The 22,457-nt window shown below is 72.0% G+C and carries 16 protein-coding genes; 11 read left to right on the top strand and 5 right to left on the bottom strand.

What is annotated here, in order from left to right:
* The first annotated feature begins 285 nt into the window (after positions 1–285).
* Positions 286–1,812, top strand: coding sequence for a M1 family metallopeptidase (locus AC02VZ_RS13840; RefSeq protein WP_476475448.1), 1,527 nt, complete (start codon positions 286–288; stop codon positions 1,810–1,812).
* A 224-nt stretch (positions 1,813–2,036) separates the two neighbouring features.
* Positions 2,037–3,530, top strand: a complete 1,494-nt coding sequence (gene hflX, locus AC02VZ_RS13835) for a GTPase HflX (protein ID WP_432057743.1) — start codon at positions 2,037–2,039, stop codon at positions 3,528–3,530.
* A 118-nt stretch (positions 3,531–3,648) separates the two neighbouring features.
* On the opposite strand, the gene AC02VZ_RS13830 is transcribed toward hflX, so the two are convergent.
* Entirely contained in the window at positions 3,649–5,025 is a 1,377-nt protein-coding gene (locus AC02VZ_RS13830; RefSeq protein ID WP_432057742.1) for a trypsin-like serine peptidase, read from the bottom strand.
* Between the two features lie 256 nt (positions 5,026–5,281).
* Positions 5,282–6,502, bottom strand: coding sequence for a trypsin-like serine peptidase (locus AC02VZ_RS13825; protein ID WP_432057741.1), 1,221 nt, complete (start codon positions 6,500–6,502; stop codon positions 5,282–5,284).
* A gap of 446 nt (positions 6,503–6,948) precedes the next feature.
* Here AC02VZ_RS13825 and AC02VZ_RS13820 point away from each other — a divergent pair, with 446 nt between their 5' ends.
* On the top strand, positions 6,949–9,036 hold the full coding sequence (locus AC02VZ_RS13820) for an ATP-dependent DNA helicase (protein ID WP_476475447.1): 2,088 nt from the start codon (positions 6,949–6,951) through the stop codon (positions 9,034–9,036).
* Positions 9,037–9,483: 447 nt separating this feature from the next.
* Here AC02VZ_RS13820 and lexA read toward each other — a convergent pair whose 3' ends face one another.
* Positions 9,484–10,263: a transcriptional repressor LexA gene (lexA, locus tag AC02VZ_RS13815; protein WP_362096184.1), complete on the bottom strand. Its 780-nt coding sequence runs from the start codon at positions 10,261–10,263 to the stop codon at positions 9,484–9,486.
* 705 nt (positions 10,264–10,968) lie between these two features.
* On the opposite strand from lexA, the gene nrdR reads away from it, so the two are divergent.
* Together nrdR and AC02VZ_RS13805 are read left to right on the top strand one after the other, a co-directional pair.
* A complete protein-coding gene (gene nrdR, locus AC02VZ_RS13810) occupies positions 10,969–11,544 on the top strand; it encodes a transcriptional regulator NrdR (protein ID WP_362096186.1) in 576 nt (191 codons plus the stop codon).
* 177 nt (positions 11,545–11,721) lie between these two features.
* Positions 11,722–14,622 carry a vitamin B12-dependent ribonucleotide reductase gene (locus AC02VZ_RS13805; protein WP_432054609.1) on the top strand — a complete coding sequence of 967 codons (2,901 nt, stop codon included), beginning with the start codon at positions 11,722–11,724 and terminating at the stop codon, positions 14,620–14,622.
* A gap of 326 nt (positions 14,623–14,948) precedes the next feature.
* Here AC02VZ_RS13805 and AC02VZ_RS13800 read toward each other — a convergent pair whose 3' ends face one another.
* Positions 14,949–15,479, bottom strand: coding sequence for a TerD family protein (locus AC02VZ_RS13800; protein ID WP_432054610.1), 531 nt, complete (start codon positions 15,477–15,479; stop codon positions 14,949–14,951).
* Positions 15,480–15,645: 166 nt separating this feature from the next.
* Between AC02VZ_RS13800 and AC02VZ_RS13795 the strand changes: the two genes are divergently transcribed.
* From AC02VZ_RS13795 to AC02VZ_RS13785, 3 genes are all read left to right on the top strand, one after another.
* Complete coding sequence (locus AC02VZ_RS13795) at positions 15,646–16,251, top strand: YdbC family protein (protein WP_432054611.1); 606 nt, start codon at positions 15,646–15,648, stop codon at positions 16,249–16,251.
* Positions 16,252–16,370: 119 nt separating this feature from the next.
* Positions 16,371–17,030: a histidine phosphatase family protein gene (locus tag AC02VZ_RS13790; protein ID WP_476475446.1), complete on the top strand. Its 660-nt coding sequence runs from the start codon at positions 16,371–16,373 to the stop codon at positions 17,028–17,030.
* 12 nt (positions 17,031–17,042) lie between these two features.
* The gene (locus tag AC02VZ_RS13785) at positions 17,043–17,978 is read left to right on the top strand and encodes an ADP-ribosylglycohydrolase family protein (protein WP_476475445.1); all 936 of its coding nucleotides are present in this window, start codon (positions 17,043–17,045) and stop codon (positions 17,976–17,978) included.
* Positions 17,979–18,586: 608 nt separating this feature from the next.
* Here the strand turns inward: AC02VZ_RS13785 and AC02VZ_RS13780 are convergent.
* Positions 18,587–20,134 (bottom strand): MFS transporter, encoded by a 1,548-nt coding sequence (locus AC02VZ_RS13780; RefSeq protein ID WP_476475444.1) that lies wholly within the window; start codon positions 20,132–20,134, stop codon positions 18,587–18,589.
* Positions 20,135–20,343: 209 nt separating this feature from the next.
* On the opposite strand from AC02VZ_RS13780, the gene AC02VZ_RS13775 reads away from it, so the two are divergent.
* The 3 genes from AC02VZ_RS13775 to AC02VZ_RS13765 all read left to right on the top strand — a co-directional run bounded on the left by AC02VZ_RS13775 (position 20,344) and on the right by AC02VZ_RS13765 (position 22,451).
* A complete protein-coding gene (locus tag AC02VZ_RS13775) occupies positions 20,344–20,970 on the top strand; it encodes a TetR/AcrR family transcriptional regulator (protein ID WP_476475443.1) in 627 nt (208 codons plus the stop codon).
* An 81-nt stretch (positions 20,971–21,051) separates the two neighbouring features.
* On the top strand, positions 21,052–21,753 hold the full coding sequence (locus tag AC02VZ_RS13770) for a ribonuclease HII (protein ID WP_432054616.1): 702 nt from the start codon (positions 21,052–21,054) through the stop codon (positions 21,751–21,753).
* 68 nt (positions 21,754–21,821) lie between these two features.
* Positions 21,822–22,451, top strand: a complete 630-nt coding sequence (locus tag AC02VZ_RS13765) for a hypothetical protein (RefSeq protein WP_432054617.1) — start codon at positions 21,822–21,824, stop codon at positions 22,449–22,451.
* Positions 22,452–22,457: the final 6 nt, after the last annotated feature.

Below are 22,457 nucleotides of genomic sequence, written 5' to 3'. Positions count from 1 at the left end.
CCATGCTCCGCGACGGCACGTTCTTCCAACCTCACACCGCCCCCCAAGCCACCTGAAACATCACCGATCAACCGACCCGCCCCTTGACGAAAGAGATAGGGGCACCCCCCCCCGCGTCGGCACGCCCCGCCGAGCAGGAGTGGCAGCACCGGGACCGCCCCCGCACGCCCCGCCCCGGCACGTCCGGCCTCGCGCCCCGGTCGTCGTGGGGGCCACCGCGCCCGATCGGGTGCGTGGGAAGCGCGCCGTCGCCGCGGGGCGGGCGCGCGCTGATAGCCGTGGGGCATGCCGCTCACCCCCACCCACCGGGCCCCCCACGGCCGCCTCCTCCCCACCACCGCCCCGCGCGCCCGCCGGCGGCGCACGGCCGCCGCGCTGCTGGCCTCGGCGGTCTCCGTCTGCCTGGTCGCGGCGAGCGCCCCGGCCGTCCCGCTGGGCCTCGGCGACCGCCTCTTCCCCCACCTCGGCAACCCCGGCTACGACGTGGCGGCGTACGACCTGCGACTGGACTACTCCGGCCGCAACGACGCCCCGCTGCGGGCGGTCACCACCATCGACGCCCGGACCACCGCGGACCTCGACCGGATCAACCTCGACTTCGCGCACGGAACCGTCCACTCCGTCGAGGTGGACGGAGAACCCGCCGCCTTCACCGGCGTCGGCGAGGACCTGGTGATCACCCCGGAGGACGGGCTGGACCGGGGCGAGTGGACCCGGATCACCGTGCGGCACACCAGCGATCCGCGGAGCCCGGGCGACCGCGAGGGAGGCTGGGTGCGCACCGCGGACGGTCTCGCGATGGCCAACCAGGCCGACGCCGCGCACCTGGTGTTCCCCTGCAACGACCACCCCTCCGACAAGGCGCTGTTCACCTTCCGGATCACCGCCCCCGACGGCCACACCGCGGTCGCCAACGGCCTGCGCACCCGCGTCGACCGTGCGGGGGGCGAGACCACCTGGACCTACCGGACCCGGCACCCCATGGCCACCGAACTCGCCCAGGTGTCCATCGGCCGGTCCACCGTGGTCCACCGCGAGGGCCCCCACGGACTGCCCCTGCGGGACGTGGTGCCCACGCGGCAGCGCGAGAAGCTGGAACCGTGGCTGGCGAAGACCCCCGGCCAGATCTCCTGGATGGAGGACCGGATCGGCCGCTACCCCTTCGAGACGTACGGCCTGCTCCTGGCCGAGGCGTCCACCGGCTTCGCGCTCGAGACCCAGACCCTCTCCCTCTTCGAGCGGGACCTCTTCACCGACCCGGCCTACCCGGCGTGGTACGTCGAGTCGATCATGGTGCACGAGCTGGCCCACCAGTGGTTCGGCAACAGCGTCAGCCCCGCCACCTGGTCCGACCTCTGGCTCGGCGAGGGGCACGCCACCTGGTACGAGGCCCTCTACGCCGAGGAGACGGCGGGACGGTCGATGGAGGCCCGGATGAAGGCCGCCTACGAGGCGTCCGACGGCTGGCGCACCGCCGGCGGACCGCCCGCCGCGCCCGAGCCCCCCGACCCCGGCCGCAAGATCGGCATCTTCCGGCCGAGCGTCTACGACGGGGCCGCCCTCGTGCTCTACGCCCTGCGCCAGGAGATCGGACGCGGCGCCTTCGACCGCCTGCAACGCACCTGGGTCGCACGCCACCGGGACGGCAACGCCACCACGGCCGACTTCGTCCGGCTCGCCTCCGAGACCGCCGGACGCGACCTCACCGCGTTCCTGCACCCCTGGCTGTACGGCGACAGAACGCCGCCGATGCCCGGTCACGCCGACTGGAGGTCCGGGACGCGGGCCGCCGCCGGAGCCGGGGCGCACTGACCGTGCCGGAAGCGGGCGATATCACGGTGACGAGACGGGCCGTGCCGTGCGACCATCATCGGGTCGGCACCGCAGGGCACACCGGGAATCCCACGGGGTACTCGTGCGTTGTGGACAGTGACGGGAGAGTTTCCGCTCACCCGTCTCCGCAACCGGGGCACCCACGGGACCGGTCCGGTCACCGGGCGTCGCCGCAGACGGTTTCCCATCTACGTAAGGATCCAATGACCTCCTCTTCTTCCCCTTCCCAGGACACCCAGCGCCGCACGCAGAGCCACCCCGAGGGTCTTCGGGCCGATGCCCTGATGGAAGAGGACGTCGCCTGGAGCTTCGAGATCGACGGAGAGCGGGACGGCGACCAGTTCGACCGCACCGAGCGCGCCGCCCTGCGCCGCGTCGTGGGCCTGTCCACCGAACTCGAGGACGTCACCGAGGTCGAGTACCGGCAGCTCCGCCTGGAGCGGGTGGTCCTCGTCGGCGTGTGGACGACCGGCACCGCGCGGGAGGCGGAGAACTCCCTGGCGGAACTCGCGGCCCTCGCCGAGACGGCCGGCGCCCTGGTGCTCGACGGCGTGATCCAGCGCCGCGACAAGCCCGACGCGTCCACCTACATCGGCTCCGGCAAGGCCGAACAGCTGCGTGACATCGTGCTGGAGACGGGCGCGGACACCGTCATCTGCGACGGTGAGCTCAGCCCCGGACAGCTCATCCACCTCGAGGACGTCGTCAAGGTCAAGGTCATCGACCGTACGGCGCTGATCCTCGACATCTTCGCCCAGCACGCCAAGTCCCGTGAGGGCAAGGCGCAGGTCTCGCTCGCGCAGATGCAGTACATGCTGCCGCGCCTGCGCGGCTGGGGTCAGTCGCTGTCCCGGCAGATGGGCGGCGGCAAGGGCGGCGGCCTCGCCACCCGCGGTCCCGGTGAGACCAAGATCGAGACCGACCGGCGCCGCATCCGCGAGAAGATGGCGAAGATGCGCCGGGAGATCGCGGAGATGAAGACCGGCCGCGAGATCAAGCGCCAGGAACGCCGGCGCAACAAGGTGCCCTCCGTGGCGATCGCGGGCTACACCAACGCCGGAAAGTCCTCGCTGCTCAACCGCCTCACGGGCGCGGGCGTGCTGGTGGAGAACGCCCTGTTCGCCACCCTCGACCCGACCGTGCGCCGGGCCGAGACCCCCAGCGGGCGGCTGTACACGCTGGCGGACACCGTCGGCTTCGTGCGCCACCTGCCACACCATCTGGTCGAGGCGTTCCGCTCCACCATGGAGGAGGTCGGCGACTCCGACCTGATCCTGCACGTGGTGGACGGCTCGCACCCGGCGCCCGAGGAGCAGCTGGCGGCCGTGCGCGAGGTGATCCGGGACGTCGGAGCCACCGACGTGCCCGAGATCGTCGTGATCAACAAGGCGGACGCCGCCGATCCGCTCACCCTCCAGCGGCTGCTGCGCATGGAGAAGCGCTCCATCGCGGTCTCGGCCCGCACCGGCCAGGGCATCGAGCAACTGCTGGCCTACATCGACCAGGAGCTGCCCCGCCCGTCGGTGGAGATCGAGGTGCTCGTCCCGTACACCCACGGCCAGCTGGTGGCCCGTGCCCACGACGAGGGCGAGGTGATCTCCGAGGAGCACACCCCGGAGGGCACCCTGCTCAAGCTGCGGGTGCACGAGGAACTCGCCGCCGAACTGGCGCCGTACGTACCGAGCCCGGCCGGCTGACCGACCGCACGTACGAGGAGGCCCGCCCCGGCTGCTGCCGGGGCGGGCCTTCGCCGTCGGTACCGGCGGTACCGACCGTACCCTCGCGGCTCACCGGCCGCCGTGGGACCGGTCCGGCTCACCGGCCGCCGTGGGTCCGGCTCATGTTCTGGTACAGGGCCTCGGCGTCCCGGCCGAGCTGCGGGCCCGCGAGCCAGGTGTGGTCGGCCGGACCGATCGAGGTGTTGGAGACCAGGACCGTGCGGCCGTCGCGGACCCGGAACCACCCGCCGCCCGAGGAGCCGCCGGTCATCGTGCAGCCGATCCGGTACATCGTCGGCTGGTTGCCGGCGAGGGAGAACCGGCCGGGTGCGTCCAGGCACTTGAACATCCGCAGCCCGTCGTAGGGCGCCGCCGCCGGGTACCCCCACGCGCCCATTTGGCCCGTCTCGGCGGCGGTCGGGGCGGAGAAGTCCACCTCCAGCGCACCGCCGACGGTCTCCTCCAGGGACGGGCCGCCCCGCTCCGGCTGCACGTGCAGCACCGCGTAGTCGTACGGCGCCCCGGCACCCCCCGACTCCGCGCCGCCCTGGATCCAGCCGTTGGACGTCGACGCCCAGTCGGCCCACCAGTTGCCGTAGGGAGCGATCTCGGCCGGGTCGGCGTCGGTGAGTTCGCCGCCGGACCGGCCGAGGTCGTTGTACGCCGGGACGAAGACCAGGTTCCGGTACCAGCCGCCGCCCGCACCGGCGTGCACGCAGTGCCCGGCCGTCCACACCAGGTTGGACTTCCCGGGGCGGTTCACGTCCTTGACGACCGTTCCGGAACAGACGCTCGGGCCGTCGGGGGAGTCGAAGAAGACCTTGCCGACGGGGGCCGCGTGCTCGTGGTACGGAGTCTTCTCGGCCTGGGCCCGGACCGGTGCCGGCTCGGGGTCACTGACCCCCGCGGCCGCCCGCGCGTCCTTCGTCGAGACGGTCTTGTCCGCCTCCTCGGCGGCGCGCATCCGTTCCGGCTTCCACAGGCCCTCGATCACCGGGTTGACGAAGTCCTTGGCCTCGCTGAGCCAGGTGTCCCGGTCCCAGTCCTTCCAGCCGCCGTCCTTCCACCGCTCGACCTCGATGCCGTGTTCCGCCAGCCGGTCCGCGAGGTCGGACGGGAGGGAGACCTTGCCGTCGGCATCGTCCGCCGCCCCGGACGCGCCCGACGCGGGCCTGCCACCCGCCTCGTTCCCCGACGAGCCGCCGCACGCGGTCGCGGTCAGCGCCAGGGCGGCGACGAGCCCGGTGGCGGCCAGCAGGGTGCGACGCCGTCCCGGCCGACGGCCCCGGGACGTACGGGTGGCGGAGGCACTGGCGGCGGACGTGCTGGTGGCGGATGCGCGGGTGAGGGACGAACCGGCTGCGGAGGGACGGGGTGCGGACGCATGGGGTGCGGACGCATGGGGTGCGGACGCACGGTCTGCGGATGGACGGGATGCCGAGGGACGGGATGTGGACGGACGGATTGACCTCATGATGCGTTGACCCCCCGTTGGAAAACGATGCGTGCCGTGCCGGGCGCGAACGCCGCCCGGGCCGGTCTCGGTGGAACGGTGCGCGTACGGGCGCGCGTGGCGCGGTGCGCGCCCGTCGTGCGGCACAGGCTCCGGCGCGCACGCCGGGCCGCGCTCCCGGGCGCGGCGAGGTCACCGGCTGGTGCCGGGCTCCCGCCCCCGGGGTCCCTGCGCCCCGGGCCCGCGTGCGCGTCGGCGCGCGGGCCCGGGAGCCGGGTCACTGCCCGGCGAACTTGTCGCTGACCGCGTCGTAGACGCCCTTGGCGTCGGCACCCAGCCGCGGACCGGCCAGCCAGCCCGACGTGACCGGGCCGATGGAGGTGTTGGACACCAGCGCCGGCTTGCCGTCCGAGCCGTTCGCGATCCAGCCGCCGCCGGACGAACCGGCGGTCATGCTGCACCCGATGCGGTACATCGTCGGATCCGAGGCGGCGATGGAGAGCCGGCCCGGCCGGTCCTCACAGCGGTACAGCGTCTGCCCGTCGTACGGCGGCGCGGCCGGGTAGCCGATCGCCGTCACGCTCTTCATGTCCGGCACCGCGGGGGCGTCGAAGTCCACCGGCAGCGCCGAACCGACCGTCTCCTCCAGCGACTTGCCGTCCCCACCCTTCTCCGGCGTCACGTGGATCACCGCGAAGTCGTGCGCTGCGCCGTCACCGCCGGTGGAACCGCCCTGCTCGATCCACTGGTCGGAGGTCTGTGCCCAGTCGCCCCACCAGACGCCGTAGGGAGCGACCTCCTCCTTGGCCGCGCCCTCCAACTCCTTGGTGGACATGCCCGAGTCGTTGTACGACGGCACGAAGGCGATGTTGCGGTACCAGCCGCCCTTCTTGCCGGCGTGCACGCAGTGGCCCGCGGTCCACACCATGTTGGACTTGCCCGGGTTGGCCGGGTCCTTCACCACGGTCGCCGAGCACACCATGGTGCCCTCGGGGGAGTCGAAGAACACCTTGCCCGCCGTGGGGGCGTTGGCGTGGTACGACGGCTGCACGGCCTCCGCCTGCACCGGCTGCGGCGTCGGGTCGGTGACGCCCTGGTCCCCGTCGATGTCGCTCTCGTCGACGCCCTGGTCCGGCTCCTCCGCGTCCCTCATGCGGTCCGGGTCCCAGAGGTCCTCGATGATCGGGTTGATGAACTCGTTGGCCTCGCGCAGCCAGTCGTCCTTGCTCCAGTCCTTCCAGGCGCCGTCCCGCCACTTGTCGATGTCGATCCCGTGTTCCTTCAGCTTGTCCCGGATGTCGTCCGGGATCCGCAGCTTGCCGTCGTCGGCCGCGGCGGTGGCCGAGGGCTCCGCACTCGCGTCGGCGTCCCCCGAGTCGCAGGCGGTGGCGGTGAGGGCGAGCGCCGAGGCGAGCGCCACGGCGGTCAGGACGGGGGAGGTCCTACGGCGCGGCCTCCCCCCTGAGCGGACGCTGAACGACGGCCGTATGGATCGCATGATCTGACTCCCCCTGGTGTGGACGAACGTGGCGCAGTGGCCGTGCCCCCGGCCCCGGGACCCGAACGAGTCCTGGCCGGACTCACGGTCCTGGGAACGGCACCACACACTATGCGGTCGCTGTGGGGGACATCCGACGGAACGGCAACGGTTCCGTCACGGCAGGGATCTTGAGGCAACGCGTGATCCCCGCACCGGCTCGCGGGGCGGTGAGGGAGGGGCCGGCGGCTCGGTCCGTGTCCCTGCACGACGCGGGGCAGCCCTGCAGCGACCGCCCGGCGGGGCCGGACCCTCCCGGCCGAGGACGGACACGGCGCGTCCGGAGGGCCGGACCCCCGGGTCGAGGACGGACACGGCGCGGCTAAGGGCGGTGTCCGTTCCGGACGTCCCGCCCGGAACGGCGTGATCGCCCGTTTGTCAGTGCCGGGCCGTAGGGTGGTCGCGCTATGACGAAGCCCTCACTCCCCGAACTCCTGCATGCCGCCGTCACCGCCGTCGGCGGCACGGAGCGTCCCGGTCAGGTGACCATGGCCGAATCCGTCGCCGAGGCGATCGACGACGGCTCCCATCTGCTGATCCAGGCCGGCACCGGCACCGGAAAGTCCCTGGGGTACCTGGTGCCCGCGCTCGCGCACGGCATGGGCACTCCGTCGGCCGAGGGCTGGGGGAGAGTGGTGGTGGCGACGGCCACCCTGGCCCTCCAGCGGCAGCTGGTGGAGCGGGACCTGCCCCGCACGGTGGAGGCACTGCATCCGCTGCTGCGCCGCCGTCCCGAGTTCGCGATGCTGAAGGGCAGGTCGAACTACCTCTGCCTGCACCGGCTCCACGAGGGCATGCCGCAGGACGAGGAGGAGGGGCTCTTCGACCAGTTCGAGGCGGCGGCCCCGACCAGCAGACTGGGCCAGGACCTGCTGCGGCTGCGCGACTGGTCCGAGGAGACGGAGACCGGGGACCGGGACAACCTCACGCCCGGTGTCTCCGACCGGGCCTGGTCCCAGGTGTCGGTGTCGTCCCGGGAGTGCCTGGGCGCCTCGAAGTGCGCCTACGGGGCCGAGTGCTTCGCCGAGATGGCCCGGGAGCGCGCCAAGCTGGCGGAGGTCGTGGTCACCAACCACGCCCTGCTCGCCATCGACGCGATCGAGGGCGCCCCGGTGCTCCCGCAGCACGAGGTGCTGATCGTCGACGAGGCCCACGAACTGGTGTCCCGGGTGACCGGCGTCGCCACCGGCGAACTCACCCCCGGCCAGGTCAACCGGGCCGTGCGGCGCGCCGCGAAGCTGGTCAACGAGAAGGCCGCCGACCAGCTCCAGACCGCCGCGGAGGGCTTCGAGCGGCTGATGGAGCTCGCCCTCCCCGGCCGTCTGGAGGAGATCCCCGAGGACCTCGGCTACGCGCTGATGGCGCTGCGCGACGCCTGCCGCACGGTGATCTCCGCGATCGGCGGCACCCGCGACAAGTCCGTCCAGGACGAGGACGCGGTCCGCAAGCAGGCGCTCGCCTCGGTGGAGAGCGTGCACGACGTGGCGGAGCGGATCACCAACGGCTCCGAGTGGGACGTCGTCTGGTACGAGCGCAACGAGTCCCGCGGCGGGAGCGCCTACCGGCCCGGCGGTGCCTCGCTGCGCGTCGCGCCGATGTCCGTCTCCGGGCTGCTGCGCGAGAAGCTCTTCACCGAGCGCTCGGTGATCCTCACCTCCGCCACCCTGAAGCTGGGCGGCGACTTCAACGGAGTGGCGGCCTCCCTGGGCCTCGGGCCCGAGGGCAGTTCCGGCGACGACCTGCCGGAGTGGAAGGGCGTCGACGTCGGCTCGCCGTTCGACTACCCCCGGCAGGGCATCCTGTATGTCGCCCGGCACCTGGCGCGCCCGGCCCGCGACGGGGACCGCGGCGACATGCTGGACGAACTCACCGAGCTGATCCAGGCGGCGGGCGGTCGCACGCTCGGGCTGTTCTCCTCCATGCGGGCCGCTCAGCTCGCCGCGGAGGAGCTCCGCTCCCGCATCCCTCAGTTCCCGATCCTGCTCCAGGGCGAGGAGACGCTCGGCGAACTGATCAAGAACTTCGCCGCCGATCCCCGGACCTGCCTCTTCGGCACGCTGTCGCTGTGGCAGGGCGTGGACGTGCCGGGCCCGAGCTGTCAGCTCGTGGTGATGGACAAGATCCCGTTCCCGCGTCCGGACGACCCGTTGATGAGTGCCCGGCAGAAGGCCGTGGAGGAGGCGGGCGGCAACGGCTTCATGGCGGTGGCGGCGACCCATGCCGCGCTGCTGATGGCCCAGGGGGCGGGCCGGCTCGTCCGGGCCTCGGGCGACCGCGGTATCGTGGCGGTGCTGGACCAGCGACTGGCGACGGCACGCTACGGCAGCTATCTGAAGGCGTCCCTGCCCGACTTCTGGTACACCACGGACCCGAACCAGGTCAGGAAGTCCCTCGCCGCGATCGACGCGGCGGCCCGGCGGGCCGAGGCGGGGGCCGGCGGCGCCGGGGAGTCCGGCGGCGAGGCGGATCCGGGGGCGGGAACGGAGGCGCAGTGATCGCGGGTTAGCCTGTCGCGGCCGCGACAGGCTAACCCGCGATAGGGGACGCCCGGACACCGGGTCCATTCCCCCTCGGCGTCCCGGGAGGTCCCGTGACGGAGCGCCCCGACGTCGCCGGCAAGCGCGCCCGGCGTTCGCGGCGTCCGCGTACGACCCCGACGTGGGCCCCAGGCCGCCCAGAACCGGGCCCGGACCAGGCTCCGGGCCGCGGGCCCCCCAAGGGGCGCGGCCCCGCCCCCGGATCAGACGCTGGGCCGCAGGGCTCCGGGCGCCGCGACCGGCGCTTCCGGCCCGGTACGGAGGAGAATCCCGGGCGAAGCGGAACTTCGGACGGAGCAGACCCCGGATAGAGCAGACCCCGGACAGAGCAGGACCCCGGAACCGGCGCAGGGGTCCCGGGGCCCGGTCGGGGGCGGGGCGGCGGTGACGCGGCCCCACGCGGGCTCAGACGCGCCGCAGGACGGCCACCACCTTGCCGAGGATGGTCGCGTCGTCGCCGGGGATCGGCTCGTAGGCCGCGTTGTGGGGGAGCAGCCAGACGTGGCCGTCCTCGCGCTTGAAGCGCTTGACCGTGGCCTCGCCGTCGAGCATCGCGGCGACGATGTCGCCGTTCTCCGCCACGGGCTGGCGCCGGACCGTGACCCAGTCGCCGTCGCAGATCGCGGCCTCGATCATGGAGTCGCCGACGACCTTGAGGACGAACAGCTCACCGTCGCCGACGAGCTGGCGAGGGAGGGGGAACACGTCCTCGACCGACTCCTCGGCGAGGATCGGGCCACCGGCGGCGATGCGGCCGACCAGCGGCACGTACGACGCGGCGGGCTTGCCGGTGGTGTCCGTGGGCTGGACGGAGGCCGCCTGGTCGGAACCGCGCACCTCGTAGGCGCGCGGACGGTGCGGGTCGCGGCGCAGGAAGCCCTTGCGCTCCAGCGCCATCAGCTGGTGCGCCACGGAGGAGGTGCTGGAGAGGCCGACCGCCTGGCCGATCTCCCGCATCGACGGCGGATAGCCCCGCCGCTGCACGGAGTCCCGGATGACCTCGATCACCCGGCGCTGGCGGTCGGTGAGCCCGGAGCTGTCCGCCCGGATGCCGGGAGGTCGGCCCGGCAGGGAGCGCTTGTGCGTCTCGGGACTCGCGGCTTCGTTCATCACATGCACCGGCTCGGGCCGGCCCTGGGGGCGGTCCTGGGCAGTGATGGTGGCACTGTCTGCGGTGGTGGTCACGTCGGCCCCTCTCGATGGTCTCCCTGCAGCACAACGGTAGTAGCTTTCGAAAGGTTGCGCCAAACACACGTTCGAGTGAAAAATTGCGAATTGTGGCCCGCGATCAGGGGGCGAGGTGTATTGGCTGCCGCGCTACCGTCTGATGGCTCTCGGGGACCTGTCGGGCAAACGGGATCATTGGTGTAATCTCGCGGCCGGTGCGGCGGCCCCGTCCGGCGGCCCCGTCCGGCGGTCCCGACCGGCGGTCCCGTCCCGACGCGGCCCTAGTCTGCCATCCGCTCCCCGGCCGTCCGGGGAGCGGCCCCTCTCCTCCGTGCGTCCGGCGTGTCCCGTCTAGGAGCCCGGCGCCGCGTGCGTACCGCCCGCCGGCTGCCTCCTGGCCCCTCCCGGTCGCGTCGGGCAGCCTCGCCGGCGCCCCACCGGAAAGGGTGCCGCCAGGGACACGGAACCGCCCCGCGCCTCCCGGTGTACGGCGCGCGGCAGCGGGCACACGGGTGCTGCCGTGGGGGCGGAAGGCGACGCGCGTGCACGGCGTGTATGTATGAGCCAATCCCCACATCTAGTGGTTGGATTGCTCAGGCAGCCCAGAAGTTGTGGTCCCCCGGGTCTTCCGGGGCTCGGAGATCGCCTATGCTGGTGCTGCTTCGTGGGGCCCGAGTGGCCCGGCGAGGCCATTGAGTCTGCTGTGAGGAGGGTTGGGATTCCATGCACTGCCCCTTCTGCAGGCACCCCGACAGCCGTGTCGTCGACAGCCGTACGACGGACGACGGCACGTCGATCCGCAGGCGCCGCCAGTGTCCCGACTGCTCCCGTCGTTTCACGACCGTGGAGACGTGCTCGCTCATGGTGGTCAAGCGGTCCGGGGTCACCGAACCCTTCAGCCGCACCAAGGTCATCAACGGCGTGCGCAAGGCGTGCCAGGGGCGGCCGGTCACCGAGGACGCGCTGGCCCAGCTCGGCCAGCGGGTCGAGGAGGCGGTGCGGGCCACCGGAAGCGCCGAGCTGACCACCCACGACGTGGGGCTGGCCATACTCGGCCCGCTGCAGGAACTCGACCTCGTCGCCTACCTGCGGTTCGCCTCCGTCTACCGGGCCTTCGACTCGCTCGAGGACTTCGAGGCGGCGATCGCGGAGCTCAGGCGGGCGGGAACCCCCGGTGGAGACGGCGGGGACGGGGAGGACGGCGGTGACCGCGAGGGAGCGGTCGCGGGGAGCCGGGAGAACGACAGCGGGTCCGGCGGGACCGGTGAGGTCCACGAACCCGCCCACGCCGCCGGCTGACAGCAGCGCCGGTCCGTTCCGGACCCGGACCCGGGTCCGGAACGGACCGGCCGGTCGGCGGCGGGGAGAAGAAGCGGCTGCGGGCGAGGCGAGTGGTGCCCGCAGCACCAGACAGAACACCGTGCCACGGGAACATCGGGGCACTTCAGGGCGTTTTCGCCCGTACAGGGAGGCGGCATGACAGAGACGGCGAGCGGTCCGGCACGGAGTTCCCGCGCCAAGGGCGGCAAGACCGGCAAGGGGCTGCGGGTCGAGCGCGTTCACACCACCCCCGGCGTCCACCCGTACGACGAGGTGGCCTGGGAGCGCCGTGACGTCGTGATGACCAACTGGCGCGACGGCTCGGTGAACTTCGAGCAGCGCGGCGTGGAGTTCCCCGACTTCTGGTCGGTGAACGCGGTCAACATCGTCACCAGCAAGTACTTCCGCGGTGCCGTGGGCACGCCGCAGCGCGAGACCAGCCTGAAGCAGCTGATCGACCGGATCGTGAAGACGTACCGGAAGGCCGGTGAGGACCACAAGTACTTCGCCTCGCCCGCCGACGCCGAGATCTTCGAGCACGAACTGGCGTACGCCCTCCTGCACCAGATCTTCAGCTTCAACAGCCCCGTCTGGTTCAACGTGGGCACCCCGCAGCCCCAGCAGGTGTCCGCCTGCTTCATCCTGTCCGTCGACGACTCCATGGAGTCGATCCTCGACTGGTACAAGGAAGAGGGCATGATCTTCAAGGGCGGCTCCGGCGCCGGCCTGAACCTCTCCCGGATCCGTTCCTCCAAGGAACTGCTGTCCTCCGGCGGCAACGCCTCCGGCCCGGTCTCCTTCATGCGCGGTGCCGACGCCTCCGCCGGCACCATCAAGTCCGGTGGCGCCACCCGCCGCGCGGCCAAGATGGTCGTCCTCGACGTGGACCACCCGGACATCGAGGACTTCATCGAGACCAAGGTCAAGGAGGAGGAGAAGATCCGCGTCCTGCGCGACGCGGGCTTCGACATGGACCTGGGCGGCGACGACATCGCCTCCGTCCAGTACCAGAACGCCAACAACTCGGTCCGCGTGAACGACGAGTTCATGAAGGCGGTCGAGGAGGGCGGCCGGTTCGGCCTGCGCGCCCGGATGACCGGCGAGGTCATCGAGGACGTCGACGCCAAGCACCTCTTCCGCAAGATCGCCGAGGCCGCCTGGGCCTGCGCCGATCCCGGCATCCAGTACGACGACACGATCAACAACTGGCACACCTGCCCCGAGTCCGGCCGGATCACCGCGTCGAACCCGTGCAGCGAGTACATGCACCTGGACAACACGTCCTGCAACCTGGCCTCGCTGAACCTGATGAAGTTCCTCAAGGACGACGGCAAGGGCAACCAGTCCTTCGAGACCGAGCGCTTCCAGAAGGTCGTCGAGCTGGTCATCACCGCGATGGACATCTCGATCTGCTTCGCCGACTTCCCGACCCAGAAGATCGGCGAGAACACCCGCGCCTTCCGCCAGCTCGGCATCGGCTACGCCAACCTCGGCGCCCTGCTGATGGCCACCGGCCACGCGTACGACTCCGACGGCGGCCGCTCCCTCGCCGGGTCCATCACCTCCCTGATGACCGGCACCGCCTACCGCCGCTCCGCGGAACTCGCCGCGATCGTCGGCCCGTACGACGGCTACGCCCGCAACGCCGACGCCCACAAGCGCGTCATGAAGCAGCATTCCGACGCCAACGGCGCGGCCCTGCGCATGGACGACCTGGACACCCCGGTGTGGGCCGCCGCCACCGAGGCCTGGCAGGACGTGCTGCGCCTCGGTGAGAAGAACGGCTTCCGCAACTCCCAGGCCTCGGTGCTCGCCCCCACCGGCACCATCGGCCTCGCGATGTCCTGCGACACCACGGGTGTCGAGCCCGACCTCGCGCTGGTCAAGTTCAAGAAGCTGGTCGGCGGCGGCTCGATGCAGATCGTCAACGGCACCGTCCCGCAGGCCCTGCGCCGCCTGGGCTACCAGGAGGAGCAGATCGAGGCGATCGTCGCCCACATCGCCGACCACGGCAACGTGATCGACGCCCCCGGCCTCAAGCAGGAGCACTACGAGGTGTTCGACTGCGCCATGGGCGAGCGCGCCATCTCCCCGATGGGCCACGTGCGCATGATGGCGGCGATCCAGCCGTGGATCTCCGGTGCCATCTCCAAGACGGTCAACATGCCGGAGACGGCGACCGTCGAGGAGGTCGAGGAGATCTACTTCGAGGCCTGGAAGCTCGGCGTCAAGGCCCTCGCGATCTACCGCGACAACTGCAAGGTCGGCCAGCCGCTCTCCGCCAAGAAGAAGGAGGAGGAGAAGGCCGAGGTCACCGAGAAGGCCGAGGAGACGATCCGCGCCGCGGTCGAGAAGGTCGTCGAGTACCGCCCGGTCCGCAAGCGCCTCCCGAAGGGCCGCCCCGGCATCACCACCTCGTTCACCGTCGGCGGCGCCGAGGGCTACATGACCGCCAACTCCTACCCGGACGACGGTCTCGGCGAGGTCTTCCTGAAGATGTCCAAGCAGGGCTCGACCCTCGCGGGCATGATGGACGCCTTCTCCATCGCCGTCTCGGTGGGCCTCCAGTACGGCGTGCCGCTGGAGACCTACGTCTCGAAGTTCACCAACATGCGCTTCGAGCCGGCCGGCATGACGGACGACCCGGACGTGCGGATGGCGCAGTCGATCGTCGACTACATCTTCCGCCGCCTGGCGCTCGACTTCCTGCCCTTCGAGACCCGCTCCGCCCTCGGCATCCACTCCGCCGAGGAGCGCCAGCGGCACCTGGAGACGGGGTCCTACGAGCAGTCCCTGGACGACGACGAGGTCGACGTCGAAGGTCTGGCCCAGTCGGCCCCGCGCGCCCAGGAGCTGAAGTCGGTGGCCCTGCCGCAGGCCGAGGCCGAGGCGGCCGAGCCCGCGCCCCAGCAGGCCCACACGAGTGCCGAACTGGTGGAGATGCAGCTGGGCATCCAGGCCGACGCCCCGCTGTGCTTCTCCTGCGGCACCAAGATGCAGCGCGCCGGCTCCTGCTACATCTGCGAGGGCTGCGGCTCGACCAGCGGCTGCAGCTGACACCGGGCGCCGTCAGGGCGTGAGGCAGTCGTTCGAGGCGGTGGAGCGGGTTCTCGGCTCCACCGCCTTCGACGTGCGTGACGCCCGGCTGTCGTGCCGGGTGACAGGTGCCGCGGGCCAGGGGGCTTGTCGCGGCGGCTGCCCCTGTGAACGGGGGGGCGGACCGGATCGGCCGGACCGGAGCACCGGTCGTCCGGGAAACGCCGACGTGCCCGGAGGCGTCCCCGCGCACGTTCCCGGTCTTCGCGGTGCGTGGGCCGGCCGGGAGATCGCCGGGGCCCCGGGACACGGTCGTGACCGCGGTCCCGGGGCCCCGGTGCGACGTCTCAGGACCTGCGGGCCGCTCCCATGACGCGGGTGAAGGTCGCCGGGTCCTCCTCGAAGCCCCGGATGGCGAAGTCGGCCTCCCAGGGGCCCGTGCCCTCCCGGCGGAACTCCGCCACCACGGCCGCCGTGGCGCCGGGTACGCCGGAGAAGTCGCTCTCCGAGAGCACGTCGTACCCCTCACGGATGCGCAGGCCGGGCCGGCTCACCCCGGCGAAGGTCAGCGGGCTCTGCTGCTGGATGACGACCCCGACGACCACCCGCGCGTACCGCTCGTGCATCCGGTCCAGTTCCACCGTCATGACCTCGTCGAAGCCGAGGCCCAACCCGTCCGTGCTGTCCCGGTTCAGGGTGATGGTGCCGTCGGGCGAGCGGCTGTCGAAGTGCACCACGTAGGCGGGGTCACCGTACGGATCGGTCGCCGGGTAGGGGGCCGCGACGATGTCCAGATCCGTGGCGGGCCGTCCCGCCGGACTGGGGTCCCACTTCAGCGAGATCTCGATCCTGCCGAAGCCCTTGTTGAGATCGTGCACCACTCTCCCCTTCCCCGGGACCGTGCCGCCCGCCGACCGCTGCGCGCCCCCAACCGCCGGGCGGGCGCGGTGGGTTGTCCATCCTGCCACGCACGGGGGCCGGTGCGCCGCCAGGCGGTGCGCCGGAGGGTGACCGGCGCCACGTGCCGGGCCGTACGATGGCGCGGTGCTGGTCAAGTGGATTCGCTGCACCGTGGTGGACCGCCGCGGGTTCGAACGGGGGCAGCGGAAGTGGGCGGGGCTTCTGGGGGAGCCGGGGTTTCGCGGGCAGGGCGGAGGCTGGAGCCGGGGCCGACCGGATGTGGCGCACGTGTTCTCGTTCTGGGAGAGCCGTGCCTTCTACGACTCCTTCATGGCCCGCTCCCACGACCGGCTCGCCACGGCCCAGTCCGGCACGTTCAAGGACGCCCAGGTCAGGCTGTTCGACCACCGTTTCGACGTGAAGACCGGCTTCGAACCGCGCTTCACGGACGCCGATCTGCTGCGGGTGGCGCTCTGCCGCGTCCACGAGGAGCGCGCGGAGCACTACATGCTGATGCAGGAGAAGGTGTGGAATCCGGCCATGGCCGGATCGCCCGGCATGATCCGGGGCATGCTGGGCCAGGCCCCGGGCAACGAGTTCATGGTGCTGTCGATGTGGCGGTCGGCCGCCGAGTACGGCAAGTACCGCACCGAACGGGTGGAGCGGCTGGCCCTGCGGGCGCAGACGGAGGCCGACATCGTGGCCCTCACCGGTGCTGTCGTGGACATGGAACCGACCTGGACCGTCTGACGCCGCCCGCAGTGGGAGCGCGCCCCCGTGTGGCCTGTCGTGCGAGAAGTGTGTGACCTGCGCCGTATGCGACCCCTTCGGGTGCTCGTCCGCGCGTCACCCGATCTAGGGTTCTGACCATGGCACGACCACGGCGCATCGTCCTTGTCCGGCACGGTGAATCAACGGGCAATGTTGACGACACCGTCTACGAGCGCGAACCCGATCACGCGCTGGCCCTCACCGAGAGGGGCCGGAGGCAGGCGCGGGAGACGGGCAAGCGCTTGCGCGACGTCTTCGGCGGTGAGCGGGTCAGCGTGTACGTCTCCCCGTACCGGCGCACGCACCAGACGCTGAGCGCCTTCGAACTCGACCCCACGCTGATACGCGTGCGGGAGGAACCGCGACTGCGTGAACAGGACTGGGGCAACTGGCAGAACCATGACGACGTGCGCCTGCAGAAGGCGTACCGGGACGCCTACGGCCACTTCTACTACCGCTTCGCCCAGGGCGAGTCCGGTGCCGACGTCTACGACCGGGTCGGCGGCTTCCTGGAGAGCCTGTGGCGCAGCTTCGAGGACCCCGACCACCCCCCGAACGTGCTGATCGTGACGCACGGCCTCGCGATGCGGCTGTTCTGCATGCGCTGGTTCCACTGGACGGTGGCGGAGTTCGAGTCGCTGTCGAACCCCAGGAACGCCGAGATGCGCATGCTCGTTCTGGGGGAGAACGGCAAGTACACCCTCGACCGGCCCTTCGAACGCTGGCGGGACCCGGAACCGTACGGGATCACCGGCTAAGGTGGCTGCGCCATGACCGCTGACTCCTCTCCCGCCGCGCGCCTGGAGCGCGCCCTGGCCTGCGTGCGCGGACTGTCGGTGGGGGACGCGCTGGGCTCCCAGTTCTTCGTGCCCGGACACCATGCCCTGCTCCGGAGCCGGACCCTGCCCCCGCCGCCGTGGCGCTGGACCGACGACACCGAGACGGCCTGTTCCGTGGTGGCCGTGCTCGCCGCGCACCGGCGGATCGACCAGGACGCGCTGGCCCGGTCCCTCGCCGAGCACCATGACGCCGAACGGGGGTACGGCCGGACGGTGAGCCGGCTGCTGGGCCGGGTCCGCGAGGGCGGGGACTGGCGGAAGCCGGCCGCGGCGCTCTTCAACGGGCAGGGCTCCTGGGGCAACGGCGCCGCGATGCGGATCGCCCCGCTGGGCGCCTGGTACGCGGACGACCCCGAGCAGGCCACCCACCAGGCCGAGATCTCCGCCTACCCCACCCACCAGCACCGGGAGGCGGTGGTCGGCGCGATGGCCGTCGCCGCCGCGGCCGCCCTGGTCGCCGGGGCCGACGCGCCGCCCGGGCCGGAGGCCCTGCTGGACGGTGTGATCGGGCTGGTCCCGGCCCGGAGCGCGGTCGGCGCGGGGCTGCGCCGGGCCCGGGACATGCTCGACTACGGCGACGCGGCGACCGTCGCGGCCGTCCTGGGCTGCGGGCGGCGCACCACGGCCCACGACACGGTGCCCTTCGCGCTCTGGTCGGCCGCCCGTTCCCTGGACGACTACGCGGACGCCTTCTGGACGACCGCACAGGCCGGCGGCGACGTGGACACGACGTGCGCCATCGTGGGCGGGGTGGTGGCGGCGAGGGAGGCGGGGGCACCACCGGCGGAGTGGCTGGACCGGACCGAGGCGCTGCCGGAGTGGCTGAGTGCGGCCTTGTCGCAGGGGTCGGCGACCCCGGAATCCTGACCTGTTGTCCGGGAGTCCGGTCACGACGGACTCCGTTCGCTCCGTGACCTCCGCGGGCATCTGACGCTGCGTGTGCGTCGGGAACTCTCTGTGACCGCTGTCCGTTGTGGGGAAGACAGCGGCATGCGGCATGCGCCATGCGACAAGCGGAGTGCGGTATCTGCGGGCTCCGGCATCGCGGGAGGGGGACGGACGGGCGGGACGACGGGCGTCGGGCGGGCGAGACGGAGGCTGTGGGGCGGGCGGGACGAGGCGTGTCGAGGCGGCGCGGTCGGCCGGCGTAGCGACGGTCGAGCCTCGTCGACGACCGGGCGTGTGAATCGGCGGGGGCAGGGGGGCAGGGGGTGAAAGGTGTGGGCCTGGACGTGAGCGTGGACGTGAGTGTGCTGCGCCGTGCTGTGTGTGCACAGGTCACCGGGATCGTCCTGGCCCGTGAGACCTGGTGGGGGAGCCGGGCTGCGTCCGGTGGCGCACGGAGCCGTCTCCGCCGCCCGTCACGCGACCGCCTTGGAGACCCCCCGGGATCCGTGACGGATGCCGGGGGCCGACCGGGGACGGCGTGCGACGGGCAGGCGGCGCTCGGTGGACGGGCGTCCGTCGGGCGGTTGTCAGCCGAGCCCGGGCCCTGCCGTGCCGGACAGCGCCTCCAGGTCGCTCCTGCGGACGCGGATGACGAACCACGCGGTGGCCAGGGCCAGCGCGGCCATCGCCGCGGCGGGCACGAAGGCCTGCGCGATGCCTTCCGTGAGCACCTCGTGTCCCCAGGGCGCCGGAAGCTGCTGCGTCCGGGCGAACTCCGCCTGCTGCTGCGGCGTCCCCTCGGCGAGGAAGCGCGGGATCTGCTGCTGCGCCTCGTCCCGGCTGGCGGAACCGAACACCGTGGTGAGGAGGGCCAGGCCGACCGAGCCGCCCACCTGCTGGGTGGCGTTGAGCAGTCCGGAAGCCGCCCCGGCCTCGTGCTGGGCCACGCCCGAGACGGCGGTGAGGGTCAGGGTGACGAAGTTCAGGCCCATGCCGAGCCCGAAGACGAGCATCGGGCCGAGGATGCCGGTGAGGTAGGAACTGTCCGGGGTGATCAGGGTCTGCCAGGCCAGCCCGAGCGCCGCCAGGGTGGAACCGATCAGCATGAAGGGCTTGGGGCCGAACACGGGCAGGAAGCGCTGCGACACCCCCGCTCCCAGTGCGATCACCACGGTGACCGGCAGGAAGGCCAGTCCGGCCTGGATCGGGCTGTAGCCGAGCACGTTCTGCACGAAGAGGACGATGTAGAAGAACATGCCGAACATCGCCGCGGACAGGCTGAGCATGATCACGTACGTGCCCGAGCGGTTGCGGTCGGCGAACATCCGCAGGGGGGTGATCGGTTCCCTGGCCCGGGACTCGATGAGCGCGAAGGCGGCCAGGAGGACTCCGGCGGCGACGAACGAGCCGATCGTCAGGCCGTCCCGCCAGCCCTCCTCCGCCGCGCGGATGAATCCGTAGACGAGGGAGGCCATGCCGGCCGTCGAGGTCACGGCGCCCGCGATGTCGAACCGGCCGGTGTGGCGTTCGGACTCGTTGATGTAGAGCGGCGCGAGCACGGCGATCAGCAGGCCGATGGGCACGTTGACGAACAGCACCCACCGCCAGTCGAGCCACTCGGTCAGCATGCCGCCGGCGAGCAGGCCGATGGCACCGCCGCCGGCGGAGACGGCCGCGAAGACGCCGAAGGCCCGGTTTCGTGCCGGGCCCTCGGGAAACGTGGTGGTGATGAGCGCCAGCGCGGTGGGCGAGGCGATGGCACCGCCCGCTCCTTGCAGGACGCGGGCGAGCAGCAGCTGCCAGGGCTCCTGGGCGAGGCCGCCGAGGAGCGAGGCGAGGGTGAAGAGCAGGATGCCGGTCATGAACACGCGGCGCCGGCCGAGGATGTCCCCCGCCCGGCCGCCGAGCAGCAGCAGGCCGCCGAAGGTGAGGGTGTAGGCGCTGACCACCCAGGTCAGGTCGGTGGTGCTGAAGTCGAGCGCGGTCTGGATGTGCGGCAGCGCGATGTTCACAATCGTGACATCGAGTACCACCATCAGTTGGCACAACGCGATGACGGTGAGCGCGAGGCCGGGATGTCCGCCCCGGCGGGCCGCTCCCGGCTTGCGGTCCTGGAGCAAAGGAGAGGTTGTCACGATGGATCCCCCACAGGTCGTTCAGTGAACGCTTGCGTTCACTGTTGAGCTCAACCGTAGGAGTCCCCCGACAGTGAACGCAAGCGTTCACTGAACATGTCGTCGTGCGGCGCGTCCCCCGCTATGGCCGCACGGCGGCGCCCCCGTCCCCGCGAGGCATGCCCCATCCCCGGAGAAGCCCGCTTCCCTTGCTCGTTGGAGAGAGTCAGATGGACACTTCGAGCCGGGCCGACGCCCAGGCCCGGACCCCCGCCGCCTCCCGCCGCCGCGGCGCGGTCCTGGAACGCGCGATCCTCGACGCCGCCCTGGATCAGCTCAGCACGGTCGGGTGGAGCGGCCTGACCATGGAAGGGGTCGCCGCGGGTGCCCAGACCGGCAAGGCCGCCGTCTACCGACGCTGGCCCTCCAAGGAGGACCTGGTGGCGGACGCCCTGCGGGCCGGACTGCCGCCGACGGGGCCGGCGCCCGACGTCGGCACCGTGCGCGACGACCTGCTGACCCTCTGCATCCGGACGCGCGACGTGATGTTCTCCCGGTCCGGGCTCGCCCTGCGTTCGGTGATTCACGAATGCGACACCACCCAGGCCGACCGCTTCCACGCGGTCATCTTCGAAGGGGTCGTCGAGCCCACCCTCGCCATGCTGCGGGAGGTGATCGAGCGTGGTGTCGAACGCGGGGAGGTGCGCCGTGACGCGGCCAACGACTACGTGTGCGACGCCATTCCAGCGATGATGATGTACCGCTCGAAGATGTGCGGGAGTGAATGGACGGACAAGGATCTGACGGACATGGTCGACCAGTTGATGGTTCCGCTGCTGCGGCCGGAGACCGGCTGACCGGCCGTCCCGGCGGCCCGCGGGCCGATGGGGGAGGCGGGGTGTCGCGGCCCGCGGCGGGCGGCGTACGCTAAGGGCGCCATGCCGTACGAACCACCCACCCACACCGTCGAGCGCTCACTCCGCGCCACGACCGGGGCGAAGATCATTGCAGGTGTCGACGAGGTGGGGCGCGGCGCGTGGGCCGGACCGGTCACCGTCTGCGCGGCCGTCACGGGACTGCGCCGCCCCCCCGAGGGCCTCACCGACTCCAAACTGCTGACCGTCAAGCGCCGCACCGAACTCGCCGAGACACTGCGGGCCTGGGTGACGTCGTACGCCCTCGGGCACGCGTCCCCCGAGGAGATCGACGAGATGGGGATGACGGCCGCCCTGCGGCTGGCGGCGGTCCGCGCCCTCGAGTCGCTGCCGGTCCGGCCCGACGCGGTGATCCTCGACGGCAAGCACGACTACCTCGGGTCGCCGTGGAAGGTCCGGACGGTCGTCAAGGGCGACCAGTCGTGTGTGGCGGTCGCCGCGGCCTCGGTGATCGCCAAGGTGCAGCGCGACAAAATGATGGCCGAACTGGGCCTCGACCATGCAGACTTCGGTTTCGCGGACAACGCCGGGTATCCCTCGCCGGTGCACAGGGCCGCACTGGAGGTCCGGGGACCCACTCCGTACCACCGGATGTCGTGGGCGTATCTTGATGCGCTGCCCCAGTGGCGGCACCTCAAGAAGGTCCGCACCTGGGCCGAGGAACGCGTTCCGGCGATCGACGGTCAGCTCGGCTTCGAGTTCTGACGGTTCCGTTCGCACTCATGTGCCACCCGGCGGCGCGAGCCGTACCAACCTTTGATAAGAAACAGCCCATGCCTCTCATTCCCGAGGAGCCTCAGATTCACGAGAGTGCCCAGGGTCCCCGCGCCACGCCGGCCAGCGGCCGCACCGCGCCGACCCCCCGCCCCGTACCCGGTCCCCGCCCCGCGGCTCCGCCGCGTCCCGGCCGCCCCGGACCGCACCGGTCCGCACCGCCGGCGCAGCGCACGGCGCGTGACGCGACCCCCACGGCCGAGCCGGGCCGTCCCGCCCCGGCCGCAGCCGACTCGCCCACCGCACAGGTCCAGTTGATCCCGGCGTCCGCCGAGGGGGCGCTCGACGCCGCCGAGGAGGCCGTGGACCTGCTGCTCGACTCGGGCCGTGCCCCGGGTGACGTGCTGGTGATCACCACCGGTGAGCCGCACCCGTGGGCCACCCACGAACTGTCCTTCGGCGAAGCCTCCTACTGGGCCCAGCACGACGCGGGCGACGACGTCTTCTACGCGGACGCCGCCGTCGCGCACCGTGCCGCGTCCCGGCCCGTCGTCGTGGTCGCCGTCAACGGCGGTCCCGAACCGGCCGCCGTGACCGCCCTGTCGGTCGCCCACGCCAAGTCCGGTGCCCTGCTGATCGTCTGCGGCGACCCGCAGCGCATCAACGCGGTGCTCGGCGCGGGAGTCTGAGCCACC

It is taken from the genome of Streptomyces sp. 3-6, from assembly GCF_056323165.1.
Note: the sequence above shows the minus strand (reverse complement) of the source record. Positions and strands in the feature narration are given on the sequence as shown.

Bases quoted from the DNA above. Each gene is read 5' to 3' on its own strand.
- AC02VZ_RS13765 (WP_432054617.1), top strand. From the start codon at position 21,822: ATGCCTCTCATTCCCGAGGAGCCTCAGATTCACGAGAGTGCCCAGGGT.
- AC02VZ_RS13830 (WP_432057742.1), bottom strand. From the start codon at position 5,025: ATGAGGTCAATCCGTCCGTCCACATCCCGTCCCTCGGCATCCCGTCCA.
- AC02VZ_RS13790 (WP_476475446.1), top strand. From the start codon at position 16,371: ATGGCACGACCACGGCGCATCGTCCTTGTCCGGCACGGTGAATCAACG.
- AC02VZ_RS13840 (WP_476475448.1), top strand. From the start codon at position 286: ATGCCGCTCACCCCCACCCACCGGGCCCCCCACGGCCGCCTCCTCCCC.
- AC02VZ_RS13805 (WP_432054609.1), top strand. From the start codon at position 11,722: ATGACAGAGACGGCGAGCGGTCCGGCACGGAGTTCCCGCGCCAAGGGC.
- AC02VZ_RS13775 (WP_476475443.1), top strand. From the start codon at position 20,344: ATGGACACTTCGAGCCGGGCCGACGCCCAGGCCCGGACCCCCGCCGCC.
- AC02VZ_RS13770 (WP_432054616.1), top strand. From the start codon at position 21,052: ATGCCGTACGAACCACCCACCCACACCGTCGAGCGCTCACTCCGCGCC.
- nrdR (WP_362096186.1), top strand. From the start codon at position 10,969: ATGCACTGCCCCTTCTGCAGGCACCCCGACAGCCGTGTCGTCGACAGC.
- AC02VZ_RS13825 (WP_432057741.1), bottom strand. From the start codon at position 6,502: ATGCGATCCATACGGCCGTCGTTCAGCGTCCGCTCAGGGGGGAGGCCG.
- AC02VZ_RS13820 (WP_476475447.1), top strand. From the start codon at position 6,949: ATGACGAAGCCCTCACTCCCCGAACTCCTGCATGCCGCCGTCACCGCC.
- AC02VZ_RS13785 (WP_476475445.1), top strand. From the start codon at position 17,043: ATGACCGCTGACTCCTCTCCCGCCGCGCGCCTGGAGCGCGCCCTGGCC.
- hflX (WP_432057743.1), top strand. From the start codon at position 2,037: ATGACCTCCTCTTCTTCCCCTTCCCAGGACACCCAGCGCCGCACGCAG.